25 protein-coding genes, 1 tRNA gene and 3 pseudogenes are annotated in these 25,083 nt (G+C 64.6%); 20 read left to right on the top strand and 9 right to left on the bottom strand.

All coding sequences use genetic code 11. The annotated features are described in order from the left end of the window. Positions 1-19: 19 nt before the first annotated feature. The 4 genes and pseudogenes from SSO01S_RS17975 to SSO01S_RS05780 form a co-directional block, all read left to right on the top strand. A pseudogene (locus SSO01S_RS17975) lies at positions 20-484 on the top strand (NAD(P)-dependent oxidoreductase); the annotation flags it as partial. 45 nt (positions 485-529) lie between these two features. Beyond that, positions 530-913 carry an NAD-binding protein gene (locus SSO01S_RS17970; protein ID WP_281178680.1) on the top strand — a complete coding sequence of 128 codons (384 nt, stop codon included), beginning with the start codon at positions 530-532 and terminating at the stop codon, positions 911-913. A 23-nt stretch (positions 914-936) separates the two neighbouring features. After that, positions 937-1,743: an N-acyl homoserine lactonase family protein gene (locus tag SSO01S_RS05785; RefSeq protein ID WP_066796609.1), complete on the top strand. Its 807-nt coding sequence runs from the start codon at positions 937-939 to the stop codon at positions 1,741-1,743. Next, a complete protein-coding gene (locus tag SSO01S_RS05780) occupies positions 1,740-2,492 on the top strand; it encodes an SDR family NAD(P)-dependent oxidoreductase (RefSeq protein ID WP_066796606.1) in 753 nt (250 codons plus the stop codon). Before SSO01S_RS05785 ends, SSO01S_RS05780 begins: the two co-directional genes overlap by 4 nt. Positions 2,493-2,504: 12 nt before the next feature. Here the strand turns inward: SSO01S_RS05780 and SSO01S_RS05775 are convergent, their stop codons facing one another. The 6 genes from SSO01S_RS05775 to SSO01S_RS05750 all read right to left on the bottom strand — a co-directional run bounded on the left by SSO01S_RS05775 (position 2,505) and on the right by SSO01S_RS05750 (position 10,295). Continuing rightward, positions 2,505-3,938 (bottom strand): NAD-dependent succinate-semialdehyde dehydrogenase, encoded by a 1,434-nt coding sequence (locus SSO01S_RS05775; protein WP_066796603.1) that lies wholly within the window; start codon positions 3,936-3,938, stop codon positions 2,505-2,507. Then, a complete protein-coding gene (locus SSO01S_RS05770) occupies positions 3,935-4,726 on the bottom strand; it encodes an HpcH/HpaI aldolase family protein (protein WP_066796600.1) in 792 nt (263 codons plus the stop codon). Before SSO01S_RS05770 ends, SSO01S_RS05775 begins: the two co-directional genes overlap by 4 nt. Before the next feature lie 19 nt (positions 4,727-4,745). Continuing rightward, positions 4,746-5,762, bottom strand: a complete 1,017-nt coding sequence (locus SSO01S_RS05765) for a DUF6282 family protein (RefSeq protein ID WP_157073663.1) — start codon at positions 5,760-5,762, stop codon at positions 4,746-4,748. Between the two features lie 171 nt (positions 5,763-5,933). Further along, positions 5,934-6,010 (bottom strand) — tRNA-Trp (locus tag SSO01S_RS05760). Between the two features lie 45 nt (positions 6,011-6,055). Further along, the gene (locus SSO01S_RS05755) at positions 6,056-8,311 is read right to left on the bottom strand and encodes a putative bifunctional diguanylate cyclase/phosphodiesterase (protein WP_439646555.1); all 2,256 of its coding nucleotides are present in this window, start codon (positions 8,309-8,311) and stop codon (positions 6,056-6,058) included. A gap of 214 nt (positions 8,312-8,525) precedes the next feature. Beyond that, entirely contained in the window at positions 8,526-10,295 is a 1,770-nt protein-coding gene (locus SSO01S_RS05750) for a fatty acyl-AMP ligase (RefSeq protein ID WP_066796581.1), read from the bottom strand. Positions 10,296-10,414: 119 nt separating this feature from the next. On the opposite strand from SSO01S_RS05750, the gene SSO01S_RS05745 reads away from it, so the two are divergent. The 5 genes and pseudogenes from SSO01S_RS05745 to SSO01S_RS18070 all read left to right on the top strand — a co-directional run. Then, positions 10,415-10,951: a regulatory protein RecX gene (locus tag SSO01S_RS05745; protein WP_083942869.1), complete on the top strand. Its 537-nt coding sequence runs from the start codon at positions 10,415-10,417 to the stop codon at positions 10,949-10,951. A gap of 72 nt (positions 10,952-11,023) precedes the next feature. Then, positions 11,024-11,608: a cold-shock protein gene (locus SSO01S_RS05740; protein WP_066796575.1), complete on the top strand. Its 585-nt coding sequence runs from the start codon at positions 11,024-11,026 to the stop codon at positions 11,606-11,608. A 6-nt stretch (positions 11,609-11,614) separates the two neighbouring features. After that, the gene (locus tag SSO01S_RS05735; RefSeq protein WP_066796572.1) at positions 11,615-12,100 is read left to right on the top strand and encodes a DUF192 domain-containing protein; all 486 of its coding nucleotides are present in this window, start codon (positions 11,615-11,617) and stop codon (positions 12,098-12,100) included. A gap of 79 nt (positions 12,101-12,179) precedes the next feature. Next, positions 12,180-12,572: an NADH:ubiquinone oxidoreductase subunit NDUFA12 gene (locus SSO01S_RS05730; RefSeq protein ID WP_066796569.1), complete on the top strand. Its 393-nt coding sequence runs from the start codon at positions 12,180-12,182 to the stop codon at positions 12,570-12,572. Then, positions 12,569-12,988 (top strand): annotated as a pseudogene (locus SSO01S_RS18070) (DUF2155 domain-containing protein); the annotation flags it as partial. The gene SSO01S_RS05730 and the pseudogene SSO01S_RS18070, both read left to right, overlap by 4 nt. Positions 12,989-13,023: 35 nt before the next feature. Here SSO01S_RS18070 and aat read toward each other — a convergent pair. The 3 genes from aat to SSO01S_RS05710 form a co-directional block, all read right to left on the bottom strand. Further along, positions 13,024-13,770, bottom strand: a complete 747-nt coding sequence (aat, locus tag SSO01S_RS05720) for a leucyl/phenylalanyl-tRNA--protein transferase (protein WP_066796563.1) — start codon at positions 13,768-13,770, stop codon at positions 13,024-13,026. A gap of 97 nt (positions 13,771-13,867) precedes the next feature. Continuing rightward, positions 13,868-14,149: a hypothetical protein gene (locus tag SSO01S_RS05715; protein ID WP_369404241.1), complete on the bottom strand. Its 282-nt coding sequence runs from the start codon at positions 14,147-14,149 to the stop codon at positions 13,868-13,870. Positions 14,150-14,481: 332 nt separating this feature from the next. Next, positions 14,482-14,976 (bottom strand): DNA-deoxyinosine glycosylase, encoded by a 495-nt coding sequence (locus SSO01S_RS05710; RefSeq protein WP_066796557.1) that lies wholly within the window; start codon positions 14,974-14,976, stop codon positions 14,482-14,484. A gap of 22 nt (positions 14,977-14,998) precedes the next feature. Between SSO01S_RS05710 and SSO01S_RS05705 the strand changes: the two genes are divergently transcribed. From SSO01S_RS05705 to SSO01S_RS18115, 11 genes and pseudogenes are all read left to right on the top strand, one after another. Beyond that, positions 14,999-15,328, top strand: a complete 330-nt coding sequence (locus SSO01S_RS05705; RefSeq protein WP_066796554.1) for an Mpo1-like protein — start codon at positions 14,999-15,001, stop codon at positions 15,326-15,328. 124 nt (positions 15,329-15,452) lie between these two features. Next, positions 15,453-16,451 (top strand): cysteine synthase A, encoded by a 999-nt coding sequence (locus SSO01S_RS05700; RefSeq protein WP_066796768.1) that lies wholly within the window; start codon positions 15,453-15,455, stop codon positions 16,449-16,451. Between the two features lie 80 nt (positions 16,452-16,531). Next, positions 16,532-16,819 (top strand): hypothetical protein, encoded by a 288-nt coding sequence (locus SSO01S_RS05695; protein ID WP_157073667.1) that lies wholly within the window; start codon positions 16,532-16,534, stop codon positions 16,817-16,819. A 482-nt stretch (positions 16,820-17,301) separates the two neighbouring features. Continuing rightward, positions 17,302-17,787: a division/cell wall cluster transcriptional repressor MraZ gene (locus SSO01S_RS17530; RefSeq protein ID WP_066796765.1), complete on the top strand. Its 486-nt coding sequence runs from the start codon at positions 17,302-17,304 to the stop codon at positions 17,785-17,787. Further along, the gene (gene rsmH / locus SSO01S_RS05685) at positions 17,784-18,737 is read left to right on the top strand and encodes a 16S rRNA (cytosine(1402)-N(4))-methyltransferase RsmH (RefSeq protein WP_157073662.1); all 954 of its coding nucleotides are present in this window, start codon (positions 17,784-17,786) and stop codon (positions 18,735-18,737) included. The genes SSO01S_RS17530 and rsmH overlap by 4 nt, the downstream gene beginning before the upstream one ends. After that, positions 18,737-19,291: a hypothetical protein gene (locus SSO01S_RS05680; RefSeq protein WP_066796544.1), complete on the top strand. Its 555-nt coding sequence runs from the start codon at positions 18,737-18,739 to the stop codon at positions 19,289-19,291. The genes rsmH and SSO01S_RS05680 overlap by 1 nt, the downstream gene beginning before the upstream one ends. Beyond that, on the top strand, positions 19,288-21,009 hold the full coding sequence (locus SSO01S_RS05675) for a peptidoglycan D,D-transpeptidase FtsI family protein (protein WP_066796541.1): 1,722 nt from the start codon (positions 19,288-19,290) through the stop codon (positions 21,007-21,009). Before SSO01S_RS05680 ends, SSO01S_RS05675 begins: the two co-directional genes overlap by 4 nt. Next, complete coding sequence (locus SSO01S_RS05670) at positions 21,006-22,421, top strand: UDP-N-acetylmuramoyl-L-alanyl-D-glutamate--2,6-diaminopimelate ligase (RefSeq protein ID WP_066796538.1); 1,416 nt, start codon at positions 21,006-21,008, stop codon at positions 22,419-22,421. Before SSO01S_RS05675 ends, SSO01S_RS05670 begins: the two co-directional genes overlap by 4 nt. Beyond that, the gene (locus SSO01S_RS05665; RefSeq protein ID WP_066796762.1) at positions 22,418-23,791 is read left to right on the top strand and encodes a UDP-N-acetylmuramoyl-tripeptide--D-alanyl-D-alanine ligase; all 1,374 of its coding nucleotides are present in this window, start codon (positions 22,418-22,420) and stop codon (positions 23,789-23,791) included. The genes SSO01S_RS05670 and SSO01S_RS05665 overlap by 4 nt, the downstream gene beginning before the upstream one ends. Further along, a complete protein-coding gene (mraY, locus tag SSO01S_RS05660; protein WP_066796536.1) occupies positions 23,791-24,864 on the top strand; it encodes a phospho-N-acetylmuramoyl-pentapeptide-transferase in 1,074 nt (357 codons plus the stop codon). The genes SSO01S_RS05665 and mraY overlap by 1 nt, the downstream gene beginning before the upstream one ends. Beyond that, a pseudogene (locus SSO01S_RS18115) lies at positions 24,861-25,083 on the top strand (UDP-N-acetylmuramoyl-L-alanine--D-glutamate ligase); the annotation flags it as partial. The gene mraY and the pseudogene SSO01S_RS18115, both read left to right, overlap by 4 nt.

Raw genomic sequence — 25,083 nt, 5'->3', positions numbered from 1 at the left:
CGAGCAAGAAAGTGAATCGGAAATGGCGCGACGCGAAATGATCGGCTTTGTCGGACTCGGTAGCATGGGAAGCGCGATGGCTCCCCGGCTGGCTGCCGCTGGCAATGCGGTGATGGGATTCGATCGGGCTCAGGGGGCCGGAGCCTCGCTGATCGAAGCCGGCGGCCGGATGGCGCAGTCTGTCAGGGAAGTCGGCGAAAGCTGCGACGTCGTGTTTCTCAGCCTGCCCATGCCGGAGGTTATGCGCGAAGTGGCGCTGGGCGCTGAAGGGCTGGTCCATGGCAGGCCACGGATGATCGTCGATCTGTCAACATCGGGACCTCAGGCCTCCGCCGATGTCGCCACAAGGCTGGAGGAGGCCGGAATCGCGTTTGTCGACGCGCCGGTCAGCGGCGGACGGGCGGGGGCACTTGCGGGGCGTCTCTCGCTTATGGCGGCGTGCAAGGCTGAATATTGGGGTGAGATCGAGCCCCTGTTGCTGACGTTTGGCAGGGTGTTCCGTGTCGGCGACGCTGCCGGGCAGGGTCAGATGATGAAGCTCGTCAACAACATGCTGTCCGCCGCCGCCCTGGTCGTGACCTCGGAAGGCGTGGCCCTTGGCGTCAAGGCCGGGCTCAATCCGAAGACGATGATCGATGTCCTCAACGCATCGAGCGGGGCGAACAGCGCGACTGCGGACAAATTCCCCCGAGCGGTGCTGCCGCGAACGTTCGATTTTGGCTTCGCGACGGGTCTGGCGCTCAAGGATGTGCGCATGTGCCTGAATGAAGCGCAGGCCAATGACGTGCCGATGCTGATCGGCAGCGTGGTGCGCGACATGCTGACGATCACGCAGGCGCGGCATGGCCCGCAATCGGATTTCACGCACCTCTCCCAGATCGTCGAACAATGGGCGGGCGTGGAAATCGCCTGAGGCTGCATGCCCGGAGTATCCGCATGAGCGACGAATATGAGATCCACGCGATCCGCTATGGCCATTTCGACCGCAACGCCGCCGCGAACTTCATCGGCGGGGACGAGCATGACGGGCCGATGCCGCTCGACTATTTCGTCTGGGCGATCGTGGGCGCGGAGCGGACCTTTCTGCTCGACACCGGGTTCGACGCGGCCACCGGACGAAAGCGCAATCGCGCATTGCTACGCCCCGTGGACCAGGGACTGCAGGCGATCGGCATCGATCCACAATCGATCACCGACGTCATCATCTCACACATGCATTTCGATCATGCTGGCAATTCCGACATGTTCGGCCATGCCCGATACCATGTGCAGGATAGCGAGATGGCGTTCTGTACCGGACGGTGCATGTGCCATCCCTTCCTGCGACATGCCTTCGACGTGGAGGATGTGACGGCCCTGGTCCGGCGCGTGTTCGATGGGCGGGTGAACTTCCATGATGGCGATAGCGAGATCGCGCCCGGCCTCTCGGTTCACCGGGTGGGCGGGCATACCGGCGGTTTGCAGGTGACGCGCGTGAAGACGCGGCGGGGCTGGGTGGTTCTCGGCTCGGACGCCGCGCATTTCTACGCCAATTTCGAGCAGGCCCGGCCGTTTCCGATTGTTCAGAACGTGGTCGAGATGCTCGAAGGATATGACCGGATGCGCGCACTCGCGAGTTCTCCGGCGCATATCATCCCCGGCCACGATCCGCTGGTCCTGCGCCGTTATCCGGCGTCGCAACCGGGACTGGATGGGATCGTCCGGCTGGATGCCGAACCGCTTATGAGGGATGCAAGCATATGAGCCTTTTGGAAGGGCGGGTGGCCCTGGTCACCGGCGCGGCGCGTGGGATCGGACGGGCGATCGCCGAAGGGCTGGCAGAGGCCGGTGCAGTGGTGGTGCTCACCGACATCCAGGCCGACGAGGTCGATGATGCCGCCGCCAGCATTACGCGCGGTGGACGATTCGCGCACGCATTCGCGCTCGATGTTTCGGATCACGACGCCTGCGAGGCGCTGGCCGAGAGAGTGCGGGCCGAGTTCGGCGCGGTATCGATCCTGGTCAACAGCGCAGGCATCCTGCTTCAGGGCAGGATCGATACGGAAGGCGCACTGACGCGATGGCGACGCACGATTTCTACCAACGTGGATGGACCGTTCAACCTTTGTCACGCTTTCCATGCGCAACTTAGCGAGACGCAGGGCACGGTGATTAACCTCGCTTCGATCCGGTCCTTCGTCGCGCCGGCCAACGCTGCCGCTTATGCCACATCGAAGGGCGCGGTGATGCAATTGACCAAGGCGCTGGCGGTGGAATGGGCCGCAGAGGGCATCCGGGTAAATGCCATCGCACCGGGGTTTGTCGAGACGACGCTGCTCGCGGCGGAAGAGAAGACCCCCGAGCGCGAAGCTGTGATCGTGGCGCGAACGCCGATGCGCAGGCAGGGACGGCCCGAAGAGATCAGCGGACTTGCAGTCTATCTCGCATCGGACGCGGCACGTTTCGTCACCGGCGCGATCATCCCGGTGGATGGTGGCTATCTCGCGGGCTGACGCTCGCGCCGGTCAGATAGACAGGCAGACATATTTCAGCTCCTGATAGTCCTCGAGCCCATAGCGCGAGCCTTCGCGCCCAAGGCCCGATGACTTTACGCCGCCGAACGGCGCCACCTCGGTAGAAATGAGACCGGTGTTGACCCCGACGATGCCGGCCTCGATCGCTTCGGCTATGCGCCAGACGCGGCTCAGATCGCGCGCGTAGAAATAGGCGGCGAGGCCGAATTCGCTGGCGTTGGCGAGTTCGATCGCCTCCTCGTCGCGCTCGAAGCGGATGACGGGCGCGAGCGGGCCGAAGGTCTCTTCGCGCTGGACGAGCATCGCAGCCGTGACATCACGCAACACGGTGGGGGTAAAGAATCGCGGGCCTCTGCCATGCCGGGCTCCTCCGGTGACAATGCTCGCGCCGAGCGACACCGCATCGGCGACGTGACGTTCGACCTTCTCGACGGCCGCAGCGTTGATCAGCGGGCCGATAGATGCGCCGTCCTCGTCACCCGCTCCGACCTCCAGCCTCGACACTTTGGCGGCAAGCTTGTCGACGAAGTGATCATATACTCCCGACTGAACATAGATCCGGTTCGCACACACGCAGGTTTGCCCCGCGTTACGGAACTTCGAGAGGATCGCCCCATCCACCGCCGCATCGACATCGGCGTCGCCGAACACGATGAACGGCGCGTTGCCGCCAAGCTCTAGGCTCATCTTCTTCACCGTGGGCGCGGCGCCTTCCATCAGCTTGATGCCGACAGCCGTCGATCCGGTGAAGCTGATCTTGCGCACGACCGGGCTGGCCAGCAGCACCGCGCCGATTTCCTGCGCGTTGCCCGTGACGATATTGAGCAGGCCTGCCGGCAGACCCGCCGCCTCGGCCAGGACGCCGATCGCAAGCGCGCTGAACGGCGTCAGTTCGGATGGCTTGACCACCACGCCGCAGCCGGCGGCAAGGGCTGGCGCTACCTTTCGAGCGATCATCGCGCTGGGGAAGTTCCAGGGCGTGATCGCGGCAACCACACCTACCGGCTGCTTGAGCACGAGCAGACGCTTGTCCTCCATGTGGCCGGGGATAACGTCGCCGTACGCGCGCTTCGCTTCCTCACCGAACCATTCAAAGAAGGAGGCGGCATACGCGATTTCACCGCGTGCCTCGGCCAGCGGTTTGCCCTGTTCCTCGGTGAGCAGGCGTGCGAGCGGTTCCGCATGCTCCGCCATGAGATCGGCGATGCGGCGGAGCATCGCCGCGCGCTCGCGCGCGGGGCGGGCGGCCCATGCCGGCATCGCGCGGGCCGCCGCGGCGATGGCATGCTCGGTCTCGCTGGCGCCCAGCGACGGGACGCGACCGATCGTGTCGCAGGTGGCGGGATTGTCTACCTCGATCCAGCGATCGCCTGCGATCCATGCCCCATCGATCAGGCACGCTTCGCGGCGCAAGCCGTTGCTCATTCGCCGGGCCTCATCAATGCATTGAACTCGCGCAGGGCGCTGCTGGCGGCCTGGCGCAGCAAGCCGATGTCGGACGCAACCATGAGCGCGGTGATGCCGAGGCCGCGAAGCCATGTGGTCTCGTCGCTCTGCATGGACTGCACGACCGCGGCGACGGGCTTTCCGGCGCGGTTCGCCGCCTCCACGATCCGCTCGACCGCCTCCTGGATGCCGGGTGCCGAACCTTCGGCGTTGCGCAGTGACAGGGCGAGATCGGCGCGCCCGAGGAACAATGCGTCCACGCCCTCTACCGCCGCGATCTCATCGATCTCGTCGAGCGCGTGCCTGTCCTCGATCATGCAGATAACCGTCGTGATGGCATCGGAGATGCGATAATTGTCTCCGCCGCGCTTGCCATATTCACCGCCCCGGCTGGCGCCCGAGCCCCGCGTGCCACCCAGATAGCGCGCCCAGGACACGACATCGCGGACCTTTTGCGCGGTATCGACATGCGGCACCATGATCCCGATCGCGCCGTCATCGAGCACGGACAGGATGCTGTTTGCATCGGGCCGGGCGATGCGGACGATTCCCGCTGTGCCATAAGCGCGTGCCGCCAGCAGCGCCGCGTCGAGCGTGCCGCGTGTCCAAGGCGCGTGCTCCTCGTCGAGGACCACGAAGTCGAAACCCTCGAGGCCGAGGATTTCCGTATTCTGCGACGCCGGGACTTTCATGAACGTCCCGATCATCGGTTCACGTGCCAACAGGCGGGTCCGGAAGGTGCTGGGGTCTGGGCGCAGGTCACTCATCACGGTTCCTTTCGCGAGATCATGAATTCAGGCGAAGCAGGATCGCCGGATTCTTGCGGAACATCAGATCGAGTTCATCCTCGGTGAACCCTGCCGTGCGCAGCACCCTTATCGTGAGTCCGAGCGCGTCCGTATGGTTGGGCAGACCGACCAGCCCGCTGTCCGACGCGACGAAGGAACGAGCCGGACCGATGGTCCGGATCATCGCGATGAACTCGTCGCTTCGCTTGCCGAGCAGCTCGCTGGCGACGAACTCGACATAGCCACCCAGCGCCACCGCTTCCTGCAACTCCCCCATCGTCGGGTTGGTGAATTTCGGACCCATATTCGGATGGGTGATGATGACCGGACCCAAGTCGCGCTTCTTCGCCTCGGTCATGATGGCCAGCATCTCAGCGGGCGTGACGTGTCCGGTCGCCAGCGTTAGGCGCTTTTCCTTGATGACGTCGAGCACCTCGAGCACCTCGGGCAGGAGGACGCCGTTCTTGGAGACGCTGACCGAAGGGTAGCTCGCTTTCTCATGATTGACCTCGTGCTCGGATTCGTGGGTCGGCAACCAGACAACCCTGGCATAGCCGCCCGTCACCGCCGCGAAATAGCGTACCGCCTCGGGATTGATCCCGCCCACTTCGGAGTTGAGCGAGAGTCCGCCAAATACTTCCAGGCCGGGCACACCAGCGTGCTTGCGCACCAGGTAAGCCGTGCCCGCGGACTCGGTGAAATGGTTCTTGAGCACCACCCCGCGCATCCCGCGCGCCGCCATCCGGCGCGCGATTTCGAATGCGTCCCATTGGCGCGGGTAGGCATCGGGCCCGAAATGGGCGTGGAGATCAATCGCGCCCCGCAGAATCGGATCATCGATATCGCGGTCCTGCGAGGGCGTCAGGACCGGATGCTGCGATCGGAAAAGATCCCATGCCGTAATGGGCGCTGTTTGCGCGGAAGCCGTGCCTGCGACAAATATCGAGATGAGCGCAGCGATGCGTATCGACCAAGCCATTCCTATCCCCTCACCAATGCCGGGTTCGGGATGCATGGATGAAGCCAGGCTTACAATGAGCCGATTGACAACCTTAACTTGCTGACGGGGGCAGCATGGCCGGCTGTTAGATTGATTCGGGACGGGGGCTTAAGACAGCGTACCCATAAGTCCTTTATACTCCGGCATAAATCCCGCTGGGGGTTGGTCGGGATCATCGGACGATCGTGGCAGGGGCGCTCGGATTCGAACCGAGGGCCTTCGGTTTTGGAGACCGACGCTCTAACCAGCTGAGCTACGCCCCTGTGCGGTGAGGGCCTTTAGCGGGGTGGCGCGGCACCCGCAAGGCCTCACGCAGCAACGCTGCCACCGGTTGGCCGCATTGCGAGTGCGCGCGCCTCATGGGTGGGGAGGGGGCGCCCGAAATAATAGCCCTGAACCTTGGTGCAGCCGAGCGCCTGAACCATGTGGTGCTCCTCCTCCGTCTCGACGCCCTCCGCCGTGGTCGCCATGCCCAGGCTGTCTGCAAGCGCCACCACTGCGCGGATGATCGCGATCGCTTCCTTAGTGCCCTGAGATGCGCCCTGGACGAAGCTGCGGTCGATCTTGATCGAGCTGAACCGGGTGCGTGCGAGATAGCCGAGCGAGGAAAAGCCCGTGCCGAAATCGTCGAGGCTCAGGCGAATGCCGAGATCGAGGATTTTTTCCAGCACTTGGATCGCCATGGTGCCCTCGCGCATGAACACGCCTTCGGTCACTTCCAGTTCGAGCCGTTCGGGCGGCAGGCCCGATTGCGCCAGCGCTTGCGTGACGATGCCTACAAAGGCCGGGTTGTGGAGCTGCTCGGGGCTGACATTGACCGCAACGCGTACGGGGAGGTCCCATCGCGCGGCCTCGTCGCACGCGGTGCGCAAAACCCATTCGCCGATCGGCGCGATCAGTCGGGCTTCCTCGGCGAGGGGCACGAACTTGGCGGGGGAAATGTTGCCAAATTCGGGGTGGACCCAGCGGAGAAGCGCTTCAAAGCCGGTCAGCTGGCCGGTTTCGGCGCTGACGACCGGCTGGTAATTGAGGTGCATCTCGCCATTGTCGACGGCGTTGCGCAGCGCGATCTCGAGCACGCGGCGTTCCTCGGCCGCCATGTGAAGCTGGGGCTCATAGGCATGGAAGACGCCGCCGCCGGCGTCCTTCGATCGATAAAGGGCGAGATCGGCCGAGCGGATCAGCATCTCGGCGGTGCGCCCGTCGCGCGGGCCGGTGGCCAGGCCGATCGAGCAGCCGATATAGAGCGTATGGGCATCGACCTCATAGGGATGCGAAAGCGCATCGACGATTGCCTGGGCCAGCCGCTCCACGCGCGCCGTGTCGTTGGCGTCGCGGACGACTACGGCGAATTCGTCGCCGCCCAGACGGCCAATCATCTCGTTCTGGGTCATAAGCTGCTTCAGCCGCTCGGACACCCGGCCGAGCAGCCTGTCGCCCATCGGATGGCCCAGCGTGTCGTTGACCGCCTTGAAGCGATCAAGGTCGATCATCATGAAAGCGCAGCGCGAACCCCATTTTTCCGCCTCGCTCATCGCGTGTGCCAGAGTCTCGTTGATCAGCAGACGGTTGGGCAGACCGGTCAACGTGTCGAAGCGCGCCATGCGGTTTATCTTGTCGGCAGACTTGCGCCGCTCCGTCACGTCCGAGCCGACGCCGCGGAACCCGCAGAAGCTGCCGCCATCATCGAAGCGGGGCGATGCCGATATCTCCCACCAGCGCTCTTCGCCATGCACCTCGACGGGGAGCAAGATGTCGTGAAAGGCCTCGCGCGCCTTCAGCTTCTCCGCCAGTTCGCGCAGGCCCGCGGCGAAATTCCCCGCTTCCCATGTCGATCCGGCAAGCAATTGGAGAAACGGCGTGCCGTTGATCGTCTTGGGATCGGCACCCAGCGATACGGAGAAGCGCGGATTGGCGCGGACGACGCGGCGTTGCGCGTCGATCTCCCAGAGCCAGTCGGCACCTGCGCCGACTTCTTCGGTTTCGGTCTCACGCAAAAGCAAGCTGAGCGTCTCGTCGCGCTCCGAAATGGCGATCTCACCCGCCCGGATCACCACTAGCGACATGCCCCGGCTGAACGTTGCCATGATGAGCAGCACGGTGAACAGCGCCGCCGCCGCCGCCAGCATGGGTGTGGCGATGATGGCGAGCGTGGCAACGATCGAGGCGCCGACGATCGAAACGAACGCGATCGTCGCCAGTGGCAGCGCCGCCATTGCGACTGCCGATGCGGACATCAGCAGCGATAGGATGATCCAAAGGCCCAGCGCCGTACCGGCATCGACCGAGTGGCCGAAGGCGAGGGGGGGGATCGACCAGACGGCGCCCAGCGCGATCCCGTCCAGCACAGTGTCGCGCACGTCGCGCAGGGTTGCGGTGACAGCTGAACGGTGACGCGAGGCAAGGCGGCGAAACGCCACGGCGACGCCGACGGCGGCGACCAGCGCCCCCCAGCTTGCGAGCTGCCATTCGGGCACTAGCGGCGCGAGTATCACGGTAACCAGCGCAGCGCCGATCAGATTGGCCGCGAGCATGAACAAGGCAAGCTGGCTGCCGGCGTGCATCTGCGCGGCGCGAATCGGCCCCCAATCGGTGGTGTCGGCCGGATCGTACAGGCCCAGCAATGCGCGCGCGTCGATGCGCGGCCTGGCGAATTGTGAGGTCGTCTGGCGTGTCACACTCCGGAATGTACCGGAGGGGAGGTTAGCGAGAGGTTAGGTTCGGGTGCGGGGAAGGATATTTTTGAGTGCGCGCTTTGTGGGGAGAGCGCTGCGGTTCCTACGCCGCCAAATCGTAGGGCTTAATCTCGCCGTTGAGGTAGAGGTTGCGCGCCTTTGCCCGCGAAAGCTTGCCCGAGCTGGTGCGCGGCAGGGTGCGCGGAGGCACCAGTTCGATTACGCAATTCATGCCGGTGACGGTGCGGACGCGCTCGCGGATCTCGTCGCGCAGGCGAACGCGCTCCTTCTCGTCCGAGGTGCGACACTGGACGAGCACGGCGGGGGTTTCCTCGCCGCCCGGCGTGGTGATCGCGAAGGCGGCGACATCGCCCTGCTTGAACGCCGGCAACTGCTCCACGGCCCATTCGATATCCTGGGGCCAGTGGTTCTTGCCGTTGATGATGATCATGTCCTTCGCCCGGCCGACGATGTAGATATAGCCGTCAGAGAGATAGCCCATGTCGCCGGTATCGAGCCAGCCATCAACCAGGCAGGCATCGGTCGCTTCCTGATCGCGGAAATAGCCGACCATAACGCTGGGGCCACGGCACCAGACCTTGCCGATCGCCTTGTCGGGCAGCGGCGTGCCGTCTTCCTCGCGCACCTGGATTTCCATGTCGCGCGCGGCCTTGCCGCAATTGACGATGGCGCGGTAGCGCTGTGGGCGATCCTCTCGCGAGACGCCGCCCGAAAGCTGGGTTTCCTCGACCAGCTCGACCTGGATGCCCTCTCCCGGAGGCATGATCGAGACGGCGAGCGTCGCTTCGGCGAGGCCGTAGCTGGGAACGAAGGCGCTGGCCTTGAACCCGGCATCGGCGAAGGCATCGACGAACGCCTGCATCACATCCGGACGGATCATGTCGGCACCGTTGCCTGCGACGCGCCAGCGACTGAGATCGAAGCGGTCGCTCGCCTTGGTCTGGCTCGACATGCGGCGCGCGCAGATATCGTAGCCGAATGTGGGCGAATAGCTCATCGAAGTGCCGGGATTGCGGCTGATCAGATCGAGCCAGGCCAGCGGACGGCGGGCGAAATCCTCTGTCTTCAGATAGTCGCACGATACCTGATTGGCGATGAGGCCGAGCAGGCAGCCCACCAGCCCCATGTCGTGATACCAGGGCAGCCACGATACGACGCGGTCGCCTTCGCCCAGATGCATGCCGTGCGAATGCGCGGAGAGATTGTGGAGCAGCGCCTTGTGCGTGATCGCCACGCCATGCGGAAAACGGGTCGAGCCGCTCGAATATTGCAGATAGGCGATGTCCGACGGCTCCGCCTTGGGCAGTTCGACCCCCGGTGCTTCGCGAGTCGCAAATTCGTCCCATGCGATGCCCTCGACATTGCACTGGCGAGCGGCCTCAGCACACATAGCGCCGATTTCGGGCGGATAGATGAGCATGCGCGGATCGCTGCTCTGCAACTGGACCGAGAGCTGATCGATATAGCTTTGCGCGCCGCCGAAACTGGTGGGCAAAGGCAGCGGCACCGGCCATGCGCCCGCATATACCGCGCCGAAGAACAGCGAGGCGAATTCGGGACCCGTCTCGGCGATCAGCGCGATACGGTCCTGCGGCTTTACACCGGCAGCGATCAGGCGGCGCGCCTGATCCAGCGCATCGGCGCGCAGCTCCGAATAGGGATAGGGGCGCACGAGCGTACCGCGTGCGTCGTGAAAATTGAGTCCGCGAACGCCTTGCGCGGCATAATCCAGCGCTTCGCCCAGCGTGGGGAAGTCGGCCAGACGGCGCGGCAGAGTGTCATCCGTAGGGGTCGGTACCGGCTTTGCCTGGTCCGCGCTGGTCTCGTGCGATCCCGAAACTTCCAAATTCATGCTTTTGTCCGTGGCCCTGTCTGAAGGCTCGCCGTGCCCCCACGACGTAAAAAATTACAATAGCCTCTGCAATGCACTGGCGTTCAAAATCCGTTGCCACTGTGGCACAATCATGGCGCATGCAACGGAGCAGACGCCCTCTTGCCCCTTTAAGCCCCTCTGATCTGGAGTGGTTCGCGCTCCGCTATGTCGAGCGCTACGCCACCACGCGCGGCAAGCTGAGCGATTATCTGCGCCGAAAGATCCGCGAGCGGGGGTGGGGTGGGGAGACGCCTCCGGATGTGGTCGCGCTCGCCCAGCGCATGGCCGATCTCGGCTATGTCGACGATCGCGCCTTTGCCGAATCCAGGGCCGGGGCGATGGGGCGGCGCGGGCTGGGCGCGCGCCGCGTGATCCAGGCGCTGCATTTCGACGGGATAGAGGCCGAGGATGCCGAGGCGGTCGCGCCGATCATCGAGGAAAACACGGCTGCCAGCGCCATCGCCTTTGCCCGGCGAAAGCGGATCGGACCCTATGCCCGCGAGGTTGCGGACCGCCCGCAACAGGAAAAGCAGGTCGCTGCGATGATGCGGGCGGGGCACGCGCCCGCGCTGGTCTGGAAAATTGTAAAAATGATGCCGGGAGACGATCCGGAAGCTTTGCTGGAGGCCGGTTAGGCCCGATTGATACAAAGCAATTCCATTTATGGAAAATCTTGTGTTAAAGTTCTCCGCTGGGGGACAATGATAATGCGTGCTGACCCGCAGCTTGCGTCGAGAGACTTCGCCGTTGAGTCGCCGGTAAATAATGCGTTCGATGCCGATGCGGCATCCGGGGGGCAGGTTTACTCTGGCGTAGTCAAATGGTTCGATGTCACGAGGGGATTTGGTTTTCTTGTTGCTGACGACGAGGGCGTCGGCGACATCCTGATTCATTTCACCGTGCTGCAGGAGCATGGCCGCCGCAGCCTGCCCGAAGGGGCGCGGGTGCAATGCACCGCAGTGCAGCGCAATCGCGGTCTGCAGGCGCGCGAGATTCGGTCGATCGACCTGAGCGAAGCCGTAGAGGTGCCGAAGCGCGCGCCGGAACGATCGGACCGGCTCGAGATGATTGCCTCCGCCGGAGAATTCGAGCCGGTCACGGTAAAATGGTTCAATCGGCTGAAAGGTTACGGATTTCTGGTGCGTGGAAGCGACTCGGCGGATATATTTGTCCATATGGAGACGCTGCGCCGCGCCGGAATCGATGAGATCGAGGCCGGTCAGCCCCTTCGGGCACGTATCGTCGATGGCGATAAGGGGCCGCTCGCTGTGGCGGTCGAAAGGACCGGTTAGAGTATCATGATTCCGAAGCGTGGGATTGCAGCGGCGCTTGCCGCATTGGCTTTGCTCGGCAACGCGGCATGTAAGAGCGATGCGGGGGCCAGTGCCGGTGTTGAGGCCAATGCGGCCCGGCTGACCGTGACGGTGCAAACCAAAAGCGGTGACCGGGTCTTCAACGTCGATGTCGCGCGCACTGCTGCCGAGCAGGAGCGCGGGCTGATGTTCCGCACCGGCATCCCGGCCGATGGCGGCATGATCTTCACCCCTTATCCCGCGGAAGGCGGCGGCCCGCGCGAGGCGAGCTTCTGGATGAAGAACACGCCGAGCCCGCTCGACATCATCTTTATCCGCCCCGACGGCACGATCGCCTCGATCGCGGATAATACCGTCCCCTATTCGGAAGAGCCGGTGAAATCGGGCGAGCCAGTGAGCGCTGTGCTCGAGATCAATGGCGGCAAGGCGGCTGAGCTTGGCATCGCGCCCGGCGACAAGGTGACCTGGTAGGGCCGGTGACTGGATAGGGATTTGGCACGCGCGCGCTTCTGCATTGCCTCACGTTGCGCGCGCCGCTAATCGCGCAGGCATGGGTATCTTCAAGAACGCGTTCACTTGGTGGGAAGGCGCCACCTTCGGCACCTGGATGGGCCTGCGCGGCAAGGACAGGATTGGCGAAGACGCGCTCGGCAACGTCTATTGGCAGGGCGGAAGCGATGCGAACGGTCTGCCTCGCCGCTGGGTGATCTATAGCGGCGCGAACGACGCCAGCCGTGTCCCGCCCGAATGGTTCAGCTGGCTCCATCACCAGATCGATGAAGCGCCCGACGCGGCGCTTCCCGCACCGCGCGCGTGGGAGAAGCAGGCCGAAGCCAACCTCACCGGCACTGAGCTGGCCTATCGCCCGCCCGGCGCGCTGGAAAAGGGCGCACGCCGCGCCGCGGCCACCGGCGATTACGAGGCCTGGACCCCCGGCGCATGAATTTTCGCGGCCCGCATGCAGCCGCGTTGCTGGCGCTTGCAACGGCTGCGTGCACCGGCGGCGGCGCGGGAAACAATGCGGCGACCGATGAGGTGGTCACCACCGGTGCCGGCCGCACCGACGATGCGGAGGTCATCAGCGTACGCGCCGATGGCAGCGTGGAAGATGCAGCCGCGACTCCGATGGCGGAGCGTGAGGCCGTGCTCGGCATCCTCAACAAGCGCAACGGGGTAACCCGCGAGTTCAAGCTCAAGCCGGGCCAGGCAGTGCGGATCGACAATGTGATCGTGCGCCTGCGCGCATGCGACAAGACCGCGCCCTGGGAGCAAGACCAGCTGACCGGCGCGTTCGTCCAGGTCGATGTCGAGCAGCTCGACAAGAAATGGATCCGTGTCTTTTCGGGCTGGCTGTTCAAGGAGCGTCCGGCGCTCAACGTGGTCCAGCACGGAATCTACGATGTGTGGCCCAAGAGCTGCGCGATGACTTTCAAGGATAGCGGGCCGGATACGGTTTCGGCGCCTTCTGCCGGATCGGGCGCGCGGTCGAGCGAGAAAAAGTCGCCGGAGACGGATGGCGAGCCCGCTGCGAGCCCCGCCGAATCTTCGCCCAAGGCGGACACCAGCAACGCGACATAATCGTCGCGCGGCACTTCGATCGCGCCCAGCGTGGCGAGATGATCGGTCTGGAACTGGCAATCGAGCAAGGTGAAGCCGCCCGCCTTCAGCCGCGCGACCAGGTGGGCGAACGCGACCTTCGATGCGTCGCGGACGCGCGTCACCATCGATTCGCCGAAGAATGCGCGGCCGAGCGCCAGTCCGTATAGCCCGCCGGCCAGGCGATCTCCGTCCCAGCATTCGATCGAATGTGCGAAGCCGCGGCGGTGCAGCTCGACAAATGCCCGCTCGATCGGCCCGTTGATCCAGGTATCCGGGCGATCGCTGGTGGATTCGGCGCAGAGTTGCATGATCTGCTGGAACGCCTGATCGACCGTGACGCGAAAGCGGTCGGCGAGGATCGTCTTCCTGAGCGAGCGCGAAAGACGGAAGCGATCGAGCGGAAGGATGCCGCGCAGTTTGGGCTCGACCCAATAGACATTGGGGGCCTGCCGGTGATCCGCCATCGGGAACACGCCCATCGCATAGGCGCGCAGCACGAGATCGGGATCGAGCTCGAATTTGGGGGGGAGGGGACGGCTCATCGCTTCATGCCCGGATCTGCATCAACAGCCAAGCTGGCATGAAAAAGGGCCGGCGGAAATCTCCGCCGGCCCTGAAATTGGTGAGAAAGCGAAGAGCTTACGCCTTGCAGGTGCGCGTGCCTTCGTTCGGCGTGACTACCGTGGCGCTCTTGGGCGTACCGGTCAGCTTGTAGCCGCCCTCCGCCACATAGGGTTCGCCAGCCGCGGGGGCCTTCAGGATCGTGCCTGCGCCGTCCTTGGCGGTGCGGACCTGAACCTGAGTGTCGCCCTGGAAGAAATCGACGAACACAAGGCTGTTGTCGCCGCAGCGCATCTGCTTGCTCGCGCTGATCGACGGCGGAAGCACGACCGGCGCGCGGTTGGCGAGTTCCGTCTTCATCGGATCCGGCGAGATGCTGCTGACTTCTTCGGGTTTGTTTTCACAAGCCGCAAGCGACAGAAGCGCAGCGGCGGCGGCGATAAGAGGCAGTTTGTTCATAGCGGGACCGGTTTCTCCGACAGGGCAAGTATCGTCAAGCGATTCGTGATATAAAGTCACATTATTTTGTGCGGTGCGTTATAGCTTAGCTTTTGTTGCGCGAAGATGAATCGGCGGAGTCCGGACATTCCCTGAGGCTGGCCCGGCGGTGATTTGGCCGGACGGACGCGCGCGGCCGGCTAATCCGGCGATCGCCAATCCGCTGCATCGCGGCGCGATCCGCGCGCCCCAATTTACAGGAATCGGCGAAGCCCCTCCCAGGCGGGGAGCTTGGCGGCAAGGCCGATCGTGTGAAGCGGGCTGCTGGAAGGAAGCGCCACAATTTCGTAGCGCGCGGCGGTTTCACCCAACTGCTTCAGGCCGTGGCGGAGCGCCGTTCCGCCGTTGAACGCGATGGCGCGCAGATCGGGCAGGGACACGGCGAGCGCGGCAATATCATGACCCTCGATATCGCGGAGCGCGGCATCGGTGCTGCCCGGACGGGTGGCGCTGGCGACCGCGTCCCATAGCCCAATGCGCGCCGCCAGCAATGCGTCCAGGCGCGCATCATAGGGAATGGGAGCGAGATCGCGGCCCGCGGCGTGCGAGATGAGCCGCCAGAACTGGTTTTGCGGATGCGCGTAATAGCGCTGCTCGGCCAGCGAGCGCTCGCCGGGAAGCGAGCCGAGCACGAGCAGGCGGACGGCGGGATCGACGACGGGCGGAAAGCTGTGCTTGCGCGGCTCCATAGGGCTGAGATAGCGTGCGCACATGGCCCGCACCATCACCACCTATCGCGAATTCTGGCCCTTTTATCTGCGCGAGCATGCCAAGCCGCAGACACGGGCGATTCACTATGTGGGCACCGTGCTCAGCCTGTGGTTCCTGTTCATCGCGCTGGGAGCGGGCGGATGGTGGTGGGCGCTGGTCCCGCTTTCGGGATACGGATTCGCCTGGGCGGCGCATTTCGGTGTGGAGAAAAACCGCCCGGCGACATTCACCTATCCGCTCTGGTCACTGTTCAGCGATTACCGGATGTTCTTCCTGTGGCTGTTCGGCGGGCTCGACAAGCACCTGAAGGCGGCGGGCGTCACGCGCTAGTCGGCCAACTGCTTCCGAACCTTTTGAGCGCTTGCCTGGTCGCCCGGATCGCACAGAAATCCGATTGGCTTGCGATAAGCATCGCTTGCTTGCTCCCGGGGGCGATGCGCTCCATCTAGGCGGCATGCACACGACATCCGACACGCTCGCACTGATCGGCAACACTCCGCTGGTGCGCCTGAAGGGCCCGAGCGAAGCCACAGGCTGCGACATTTACGGCAAATGCGAGTTCGCGAACCCGGGCGCTTCGGTAAAGGATCGCGCGGCGCTCTCGATCGTCGAGGATGCGGAGGCGCGAGGGCAGATCGAACCGGGTGGGACGATCGTCGAAGGAACCGCGGGCAATACCGGCATCGGGCTGGCACTGGTTGCGAACGCCAAGGGCTACAAGACCATCATCGTGATGCCCGAAACGCAATCGCGCGAGAAGATGGATACGCTGCGCGCGCTGGGCGCCGAACTCGTGCTGGTGCCGGCCGCGCCTTATTCGAACCCCGGCCATTTCGTTCACACCTCGCGCCGCATCGCCGAGGAGACGCCCAATGCCGTTTGGGCCAACCAGTTCGACAATATCGCCAATCGCCGCGCGCATATCCTGGGCACGGCGGAAGAGATATGGGAGCAGATGGAGGGCCGAATCCATGGCTTCACCTGCTCGGCTGGCACAGGGGGCACGATCGCTGGCGTGGGGCTGGGGCTCAAGGCCCGGGACGAGAATATCTGCATCGCGCTGACGGACCCGCATGGCGCGGCGCTCTACGAATATTATGCGTGCGGCGAGCTTCGCGCCGAAGGAAGTTCGGTGGCCGAAGGGATCGGGCAGGGGCGGATCACCGCCAATCTGGAAGGCGCGCCGATCGATACGCAATTCCGCGTCTCGGATGCCGAGGGGATGGAATGGGTCGCCCGCCTGTTGAGCGAGGAGGGGCTATGCCTGGGCCTGTCTTCCGGGATCAACGTGGCCGGCGCAGTCCGCCTTGCGCGGCAACTGGGGCCGGGCAAGCGCATCGCGACGATCCTTTGCGACACGGGATTTCGTTATCTTTCAACGTTGTATAATGGCGAGTGGCTGGAGGCGAAGGGACTGCCTGTGCCATCATGGCTCGCGGCGAACCGAGGCTGAGCCTCGACAAGCTACCGTTAACACGTTACTTTTATGCCACAGTTATGAAGCCGGGATCTCATCAGGAATCTGCCCAGGCGATGCAGCGGGTCCGTGTCGGCATGACCGGCTTGCTCATCGTATTGGTGCTGATCGGGCTTGCGAGCGCGATCTTCTCTTCGGCAAACCGGGACGTGCCGGTGGCCGCCATCGGCGCGCCCAACGCATCGGTTGTCGCCAATATCAGCGATGGAACCGGAGCCAACACGATCGTCGAAAAGGGTAAGGACGAGCCGCTCGCCGAAATGGGCGTGACGCCAAGCACGACCTCGACCGAAGCGGCTGCCGCGGCCAAGCTCCGCGAGCAGGCGCGACGCCAGCAACCCTGACTGCCTTCTGATATCGAAGCGCGCGCCGAGCGGTCCGCGGCTGGCTCGAACGGCCTGTCGCGCCGACTCGCTGCATTTCTGCGATTCTTTGAAGTTTGGTGAGGGTGCGCTCGAATCTGCGGCATGCTAGGTTCGGCGCGGAGAAATCGGGGATTCAGCGCCACTTGCGCGATATTTGCGGGCAGGTCCGGGATTTTGCCCCACCGCGAGCAAACCTGCCGATTTACCTACAATGTCGTTTGGAGCGATTGGAACGTGTCATGAACATACGAAGAGGTTATTGAGAACATCCTTCAGATCATGTAAAAAGTGGGGTGATTTCCCACCAAATCCCCGTTTCACCCGTTGTGTCCCCGAGCGCTTGTGTTAAACAAGAGGCTTAAGAGGGGGCACACCCTTTCACCGTCAGGGAATGCACCTGGAGGCGGCCTAAAGGGCTGATTCCGGAGACGGAGGAGTTGTGCCCGCACTGGGGTGGTGTGGTGGCGACAAGGGAGCTCTTCGAAGGATTTGCGCTTCAGGCGGTCGACCAGAAAGGTCGCGTCGCTATTCCCGCAGACCTGCGCGCCGCCGCCGAACGCAATTCCGACATTCGCCAGATCGTTATCAGCGCCCACCCGTTCGATCCTTGCCTTTCCGCCCATGATCTGGGCTGGTCGCGCGAGAAGTATCAGCGCATCGACAATCCCGATCTCACCCCCGGCGACGAGGGTCAGAAGGCTAACGCCCAGGCCAAGCGCCGCGCATTCGGTCTGGTTGAAAAGGCGCCGTTCGATGATAGCGGCCGCTTCGTGATCCCGCCTTTCTTCAAGAAGAAGGCGGGTATCGACAAATGGGCGCTCTTCTACGGATCGGGCGAGAGCTTCGAAATCTGGTCGCCGGAGCGGCTGATGTCGACGCCGGATATCGATCCCGAGCTGCGCGAAGTCTGCGAATATCTTTGCGAAACCAAGGGGGTGAAGCTGTGAGCTCGCCTTCCGAACCACATGTCCCCGTACTGCTCGCGGAAGTGATCGACGCGCTCGCCATTGTGCCCGGCGAGCGTCATGTCGACGCCACTTTCGGCGCGGGCGGCTACGCCAACGCCATCCTCGAGCGGGGTGCCGAGGTGGCCGCTTTCGATCGCGACCCCCATGCGATCGGGAGCGGCCAAACCCTCGTGTCCGCTGCGGACGGGCGTCTTATCCTGATCGAGGCGCCGTTCAGCCAGATGGAGAGCGAGCTCGCTGCGCGCGATCTCGTTCCCGTGGACGGCGTCACAATGGATATCGGTGTCTCGTCGATGCAGCTCGATCAGGCGGAGCGTGGCTTCTCCTTCCAGCAGGATGGCCCGCTCGACATGCGTATGTCGGGCGAGGGCGTTAGCGCGGCCGAGTGGTTGAACGAGGCCGACGAAGGCGAAATTGCAGACGTCCTCTATAATTACGGCGACGAGCCGCGTTCGCGCAGGGTGGCCCGTGCGATCGTCTCCGCAAGACCCCTTACGCGCACTTCCGAACTCGCAAACGTGGTTAGGAAAGCGTTAGGACATAAGGCGCACGACAAGAAGGACCCGGCGACCAGGACCTTCCAGGCTGTGCGTATTTTTATCAACCGTGAGCTGGACGAGCTGGCCGAAGGGCTGGCGGCGGCAGAGCGCGTGTTGAGGCCAGGCGGGCGCCTCGCGGTGGTGACGTTCCACAGCCTTGAGGACCGGTTGGTCAAGCGCTTCCTCCGGGAGCGCAGCGGCGGCGAGCCGGCCGGTTCGCGCCATCTTCCGGCAAAGGCCGCCAAGGCCGAGCCCAGTTTTGAAGCTCCCGCGAAGGCGATCCGCCCCAGCGACGAGGAAGTAGCGCGTAACCCCCGCGCACGTTCGGCCACCCTCCGCGTCGCGCGGCGGACCTCGGCTGCGGCGTGGGCGAGTGAAGGAGTAAGCTGATGGTTGGCCAGGGGTTCAAGGGGCTAGGCTGGTTCCTGCTCGGCGTCGTCGTGGCGCCGACCTGCTACATGGTGAACTCGCACGGCGCGGCTGAGCGCTCGAAGCTTCAAGCGGTGAAGGCCGCGATCGTACAGGCGCAGAAGGATATTCGCGGGCTGGAGACCGAATTTGATACGCGCGCCAATCTCGCCCAGCTCCAGCGCTGGAATGGCGATGTGCTTGCGATGGCCGCCCCTGCGCCGCAGCAATATCTGGCGGGCGAGGAAGCGCTTGCGGATCTCGATCGTCCGGCCGAAGTACAGATGGCGTCGCTGGTGGTTCCGGCGGGTGCGCGCGTGGAGCCGGCGCCTGCGGTGGTGCACACTGCCGCTGTCGAGCCCGTGCGTAGCCCCGGCAAGGAAAAGAGCGCCGCGCAGCAGGACAAGGAACTGCGCAACCTGATGAAGAAGGCCGACAAGACTGTCGTGGCGATGGCTGACAAGAACATTCTGAGCGCGTCGACGATGAGCGATCTTCAGCAGTTGGCGGCGCGCGAGAAGAAGTCTCTGCGTTGATCGTCGTCGTCGCCCCGCCCGCGCGTGCGCGCGGCTCGGGCGGTGCCCGGCAGGCGCTCGTCGCCACCGCGCAGGTGCGGCTGATGATCCTGTCGCTTTTGTTCGGTTTTGGATCGCTGGTGGTGATCGGCAAGCTGGCATTGCTAGCATTGTGGGCGGAACCTGCGCGGGCGCGCGACTTTGCCGCCACGCTCGTTCCCCCGCGTGGCGACATTGTGGATCGCAACGGCTCGCCGCTGGCGCGTTCGATCGATGCCTGGGCGATCGCGGTGCATCCCAATCAGGTGATCGGGGACAGGGGCGCGCTGGCGCAGAAGCTGGCCGAGATGTTCCCCGAAAAGACTGCCGGCTCCTATTATGCGCTGCTCAACTCGGGCAGTAACTTCGCATGGATCAAGCGCCGCGCGCTTCCCGAGGAAGTGAATGCGGTCAATGCGCTGGGTGAGCCGGCGATCGAATTCCAGCGCGAACCCGAGCGGCTTTACCCGCAATCGGATATGGCCGCGCACATCCTGGGCTATTTGAACGACAAGGGACGCGGCGTCTCGGGCATGGAGAAGGTGCTCGACGCGCAGTTGATGGATCCGGAGCAACGCGGCAAGCCTGCCGTGCTTTCGATCGATTCCCGCGTGCAGGCTGCGCTCGAAAACGAGTTGGGCAATGCCATGACCGTGTTTCAAGCGCGCGGCGCGGCGGGGGTGATCCTTGACGTTTCCACGGGCGAAGTGATGGCGATGGTCTCGCTGCCAAGCTTCAATCCCAACAAGCTGGGCGCGATCCCGCCGCGCAACAACGTGACGCAGAGCGTCTATGAGCTTGGCTCCACCTTTAAGCCGATCGCGGTAGCCGCGGCGATCGAGAGCGGGGTGATAACCTCGATGTCGCGCCGGTTCGATGCGACGCAGCCGATCCAGGTGGGCCGCTTCAAGATTCGCGACGATCCCGGCGATGAGCAGTTTCGCTGGCTCAACATCCCGGAAACGCTGATCTATTCGTCGAACATCGCCACCGCGCGCATCGCCGACGAGATCGGCGCTGCGCGGCTGCAGGATATCTTCAAGCAACTGGGCTTTGGCGAGCGTCCGGCGATCGAGCTGATGGATAATGCGCGGCCGCTTTGGCCGAGCTTCTGGGCGCGGACCACGGTGATGACCACGGCCTATGGACACGGCATCGCAGTGACCCCGCTGCACCTCGCAAGCGCCTATGCGACGATGGTGAATGGCGGCATTGCCCGCCCGGCGACCCTGTTCAAGGTTGAGCCGGGCAAGGCTGTCCCGGGCAAGCGCGTGCTGAGCGAAGAGACCAGCTACCGGATGCGCCAGCTTCTGCGCCTGATCGTGCTGCGGGGCACCGGGCGCAATGGCGAGGCGAAGGGCTATCGCCTGGGTGGCAAGACCGGTACTGCGGAAGCGGCTGCGGGCGGTGGTTACGACAAGAGCAGGAACGTTTCGACCTTCGCGGTGGCTTTCCCCATCGATGCACCGCGCTATGTGATGTTGGCGATGCTCGATTCTCCGAAGCCCACTGCCCAGGTTCGCCGCACGACTGCGGCATGGACCGCCGCGCCCGTCGTCGCGCGCGTTATCGCCCGCACGGGCACCATCCTGGGCGTGACGCCCGACGAAACGCGCGACATCGACGTGAGCGAACTGATTCCGCTGATCTGGACCGGGCCCAAGGGCACGAAGCCCGAAGCGAAGAAGGCCGCCGAATGAGACTGGGGGCGCTGACCGGGGGCGGGGAGAGCGCAGTTGTAACGGGGTTCGCGATCGATCACCGCAAGGTCGCGCCAGGCACGATCTTCGGCGCATTCCAGGGTGCGCGGGTGAATGGCGAGGACTTTATTCCCGCGGCGGTAAAGGCAGGCGCGGTGGCGATCGTCGCCCGGCCCGAGGTCGTGGTCGAGGGTGCGCTGCACATCGCCGACGACAATCCTCGCGAGGCCTTCGCCGCGCTGGCCGCCAAATTCTTCGCGCCTTTCCCCGGAACCGCCGTCGCGGTGACCGGAACCAACGGCAAGACCTCGACCGTGGAGATGACGCGCCAATTGTGGCGCATGGCCGGGTATCACGCCGCATCGATCGGAACGCTGGGCGTCACCACGTCCGACGAAAGCGTCTCGACCGGCCTGACCACGCCGGATGTCGTGACCTTCCTGTCGAATGTGGCGGGCCTAGCGCGGGAGGGCGTGACGCATGTCGCGTTCGAAGCATCGTCGCACGGGCTGTCGCAATACCGTACCGAAGGGCTGCCGGTCAGGGCGGCGGCCTTCACCAATCTCAGCCGCGATCATCTCGATTATCACGGCGACATGGCCGCCTATTTCCACGCCAAGCTGCGGCTCTTCGCCGATGTGCTGGCAGCGGATGGCACGGCGGTGGTCTGGGCCGACGATCCCAATTCCCCCCGTGTCGAGGAACTGGCGCGCGCGCGCGGCAACAGGTTGATCACCGTGGGCGAGCATGGCGAAACGCTCCGGCTGGTAGGCCGCGATCCCAGCCTGTTGGGGCAGAAGCTCACGATCGAAGCGGGCGGCTCGACCTATCAGGTTATGCTGCCGCTGATCGGCGCCTATCAGGCCGCCAACGCGCTCACCGCTGCCGGCCTGGTCATCGCCACCGGCGGCGACGTCGCTGCGACCATCGCCAATCTTGCCCGGCTCCAGCCGGTGCGCGGGCGCCTGGAGCGCGCGGTAATCACAAAGAGCGGCGCGCCGGTCTATGTCGATTACGCCCATACCCCCGATGCGCTTGAGGCGGCGATCGCCGCGCTCAAGCCGCATACCCAGGGGCGGCTGATCCTGATGTTCGGCGCGGGCGGCGATCGAGACACCGGCAAGCGCGAGCCGATGGGGCGGGCTGCTGCGGCCGGTGCGGACGTCGTGATCGTCAGCGACGACAATCCCCGCTCGGAAGATCCTGCCGCGATCCGCGCCGAAGTTCTGAAGGGCGCGCCGGATGCGATCGAGATCGGCGGGCGCCGCGAGGCGATTGCTGCGGCCATCGCGATGGCGGAAGCGGGCGATATCGTGCTGCTCGCCGGCAAGGGCCACGAACAGGGCCAGATCGTCGGCGACCGCATATTGCCGTTCGACGATGTCGGCGTGGCGCGGGAGTGCGCGGCATGAGGCTATGGACCTCCGCCGAGATCGCCACCGCCACCGGCGGCACGGCGAGCGAAGACTTCCAGGTTTCGGGAGTCACGTTCGATTCTCGCGAGGTTGGCCCCGGCGATCTGTTCCTGGCGCTCAAGGGAGAGACCAGCGACGGTCATCGCTTCCTGGACCAGGCATTCGGCCAGGGGGCGGCGGGTGCCGTCGTTCACGCGCCGGCGCCGCATCCGCATATCCTGGTGGCGGACACCACCGCCGCCCTCGACGCCCTGGGCAGGGCCGCGCGCGCCCGGATGTCCGGCAAGGTGATCGGCGTCACCGGCTCTGCGGGCAAGACCGGAACCAAGGAAGCTCTGTTCGCTGCGCTGGACCGGATCGAGCCCGGCTATGCACATCGTTCGGTGAAATCGTACAACAACCATGTCGGCGTGCCGCTGAGCCTATCGCGCATGCCCGCCACGGCGCGCTTCGGCGTGTTCGAGATGGGGATGAACCATGCCGGCGAATTGGCTGCGCTGACCCGGCTGGTGCGCCCTCATGTCGCGATCGTCACCACGATCGCGCCGGCCCATATGGGCTTCTTTTCCGGCGAGGAGGCGATTGCCGACGCCAAGGGCGAGATTTTCCGGGGGCTGGAGCCGGGCGGTACGGCGATCATTCCCTATGACAGTCCGCACCGCGACCGGCTGGTCGCTGCGGCAAAGCCTCATGCCGCCACGATCGTGACCTTCGGGATCGGCAAGGGCGCCGATGTGCATGTGCTGGAATCGATGCGTGCGCGGGGCGGGGGCACCTTCATCACCGCCCGGGTGCGCGATCGCGAACTCAGCTTCACTTTGTCGCAGCCGGGGGATCATTGGGTCTCGAACGCGATGGCTATCCTCGCGGCGGTCCAGGCGGTGGGCGGCGATCTTGAACTCGCCGGCCTTGCGCTGGCCGAGCTGGGCGGTCTCACCGGGCGTGGCGCGCGGATCAATGTGCCTGCGGGTGGCGGCGACGCGCTGGTGATCGACGAGAGCTACAACGCCAATCCGGCTTCGATGCGCGCCACGCTCCAGGTGCTGGCGCGCGAGCCCGGCCGCAAGATCGCGGTGCTGGGCGAAATGCGCGAGCTGGGCGAACATTCGGACGCATTTCACGCGGAGCTTTCCGGGCCGGTCGAAGCGGCTGCGGTCGATTATGCAATCCTTGTCGGCGAGGCGATGGCTCCCCTCGCACAAGCGCTTGAGGGGCGCGTGGATTTCGTCCATGTGCCCGACGCGGCGACCGCCCGCGAGCGACTGGAAGCAGTGCTCGCTCCTGGCGACGCGGTTCTTGTCAAAGGTTCGAATGGCGTGCGGCTCTCGGCAGTCGTTGCGGCGCTCACGGAAAGGGCTCCTGCCTGATGCTGTATCTTATTGCAGAATGGCTGGGTTTTCCGGGCATTTTCAATCTCTTCCGTTATCTCTCCTTCCGCTCCGGCGGCGCGGTGGCCACGGCTTTGCTGATCGGGCTGATCATCGGGCCGCGCTTTATCGGCTGGCTGCGCGTCCGTCAGGGCAAGGGGCAGCCGATCCGCGACGACGGCCCGCAAAGCCACCTCGCCAAGCGCGGCACGCCCACGATGGGCGGGCTGATGATCCTCACCAGCCTGATGCTGTCGGTGTTGCTATGGATGGATCTGCGCAACCCCTATGTCTGGGCCTGCATGTTCGTGACCTTCGGGTTCGGCATGATCGGATTCCTCGACGATTACGACAAGGTGCGAAAGGCCAGCACTGCGGGCGTATCGGGCAAGGTGCGCCTGCTGGGTGAATTCATCATCGCGGGCATCGCGAGCTGGATCATCATCATGCAGACGGGGGACACGACGCTCTACGTGCCCTTCTTCAGCTGGATCCACCCGGATCTCGGCTATCTCTACATCCCCTTCGCCGCCTTCACGATCGTTGCGTTCGGCAATGCCGTGAACCTGACCGACGGGCTCGACGGTCTGGCGACGATGCCGGTGGTGATCGCCAGCATGGCGTTCATGCTGATCGTCTATCTGGCCGGCAACAAGATCTACGCTACCTATCTGGGCATTCCGCACATTCCCGGCGCGGGCGATCTCGCCATCTTCTGCGGCGCGATGATCGGCGGGGGGCTGGCGTTCCTGTGGTTCAATGCGCCGCCCGCTGCGGTGTTCATGGGCGATACCGGCAGCCTCGCGCTTGGCGGCGCGCTCGGCGCGATCGCCGTCACCGCGCACCATGAGCTGGTGCTCGGCATTGTCGGCGGCCTGTTCGTGATGGAGGCGCTGAGCGTCATTATCCAGGTCTTCTTCTTCAAGCGCACCGGCAAGCGCGTCTTCAAGATGGCCCCCATCCACCATCATTTCGAGCAGCTCGGCTGGTCCGAGCCCACCGTCGTGATCCGCTTCTGGATCATCGCGTTCGTGCTGGCGCTGGCGGGGCTCGCGACGCTGAAGCTGCGGTGATCGTCTCCCGGTCCTGGAGCGGGAAACGCTATGCGGTGCTTGGGCTTGCGCGCTCGGGGCTGGCGACGGTGCGCGCGCTGCTGGCGGGCGGAGCCAGCGTCGTCGCATGGGACACGAACGAGGCGGCGCGGGCGCTTCTCTCTTCTGCTCCCTCTCCCCGCTTGCCGGGAGAGGGTCGGGGAGAGGGGGCTCCCGATTTAACGGCCCCCCCCCCCCCCC

This window comes from Sphingomonas soli NBRC 100801 (assembly GCF_001591025.1).
GTDB classification, from domain to species: domain Bacteria; phylum Pseudomonadota; class Alphaproteobacteria; order Sphingomonadales; family Sphingomonadaceae; genus Sphingomonas; species Sphingomonas soli.
This window is presented reverse-complemented; position numbering and strand designations above follow the sequence as displayed.

Coding starts and splice junctions, on each gene's coding strand:
- SSO01S_RS05785 (WP_066796609.1), top strand. CDS start 937: ATGAGCGACGAATATGAGATCCACGCGATCCGCTATGGCCATTTCGAC.
- mraY (WP_066796536.1), top strand. CDS start 23,791: ATGCTGTATCTTATTGCAGAATGGCTGGGTTTTCCGGGCATTTTCAAT.
- SSO01S_RS05735 (WP_066796572.1), top strand. CDS start 11,615: ATGATTCCGAAGCGTGGGATTGCAGCGGCGCTTGCCGCATTGGCTTTG.
- SSO01S_RS05740 (WP_066796575.1), top strand. CDS start 11,024: ATGCGTGCTGACCCGCAGCTTGCGTCGAGAGACTTCGCCGTTGAGTCG.
- SSO01S_RS05695 (WP_157073667.1), top strand. CDS start 16,532: ATGCAGCGGGTCCGTGTCGGCATGACCGGCTTGCTCATCGTATTGGTG.
- SSO01S_RS05665 (WP_066796762.1), top strand. CDS start 22,418: ATGAGGCTATGGACCTCCGCCGAGATCGCCACCGCCACCGGCGGCACG.
- SSO01S_RS05710 (WP_066796557.1), bottom strand. CDS start 14,976: ATGGAGCCGCGCAAGCACAGCTTTCCGCCCGTCGTCGATCCCGCCGTC.
- SSO01S_RS05770 (WP_066796600.1), bottom strand. CDS start 4,726: ATGAGTGACCTGCGCCCAGACCCCAGCACCTTCCGGACCCGCCTGTTG.
- SSO01S_RS05715 (WP_369404241.1), bottom strand. CDS start 14,149: ATGAAGACGGAACTCGCCAACCGCGCGCCGGTCGTGCTTCCGCCGTCG.
- SSO01S_RS05670 (WP_066796538.1), top strand. CDS start 21,006: ATGAGACTGGGGGCGCTGACCGGGGGCGGGGAGAGCGCAGTTGTAACG.
- SSO01S_RS05750 (WP_066796581.1), bottom strand. CDS start 10,295: ATGAATTTGGAAGTTTCGGGATCGCACGAGACCAGCGCGGACCAGGCA.
- SSO01S_RS05765 (WP_157073663.1), bottom strand. CDS start 5,762: ATGCATCCCGAACCCGGCATTGGTGAGGGGATAGGAATGGCTTGGTCG.
- SSO01S_RS05775 (WP_066796603.1), bottom strand. CDS start 3,938: ATGAGCAACGGCTTGCGCCGCGAAGCGTGCCTGATCGATGGGGCATGG.
- aat (WP_066796563.1), bottom strand. CDS start 13,770: ATGAGCCGTCCCCTCCCCCCCAAATTCGAGCTCGATCCCGATCTCGTG.
- SSO01S_RS05700 (WP_066796768.1), top strand. CDS start 15,453: ATGCACACGACATCCGACACGCTCGCACTGATCGGCAACACTCCGCTG.
- SSO01S_RS05680 (WP_066796544.1), top strand. CDS start 18,737: ATGGTTGGCCAGGGGTTCAAGGGGCTAGGCTGGTTCCTGCTCGGCGTC.
- SSO01S_RS05780 (WP_066796606.1), top strand. CDS start 1,740: ATGAGCCTTTTGGAAGGGCGGGTGGCCCTGGTCACCGGCGCGGCGCGT.
- SSO01S_RS05755 (WP_439646555.1), bottom strand. CDS start 8,311: ATGCACGCCGGCAGCCAGCTTGCCTTGTTCATGCTCGCGGCCAATCTG.
- SSO01S_RS05705 (WP_066796554.1), top strand. CDS start 14,999: ATGGCCCGCACCATCACCACCTATCGCGAATTCTGGCCCTTTTATCTG.
- SSO01S_RS05745 (WP_083942869.1), top strand. CDS start 10,415: ATGCAACGGAGCAGACGCCCTCTTGCCCCTTTAAGCCCCTCTGATCTG.
- SSO01S_RS05730 (WP_066796569.1), top strand. CDS start 12,180: ATGGGTATCTTCAAGAACGCGTTCACTTGGTGGGAAGGCGCCACCTTC.
- SSO01S_RS17970 (WP_281178680.1), top strand. CDS start 530: ATGATGAAGCTCGTCAACAACATGCTGTCCGCCGCCGCCCTGGTCGTG.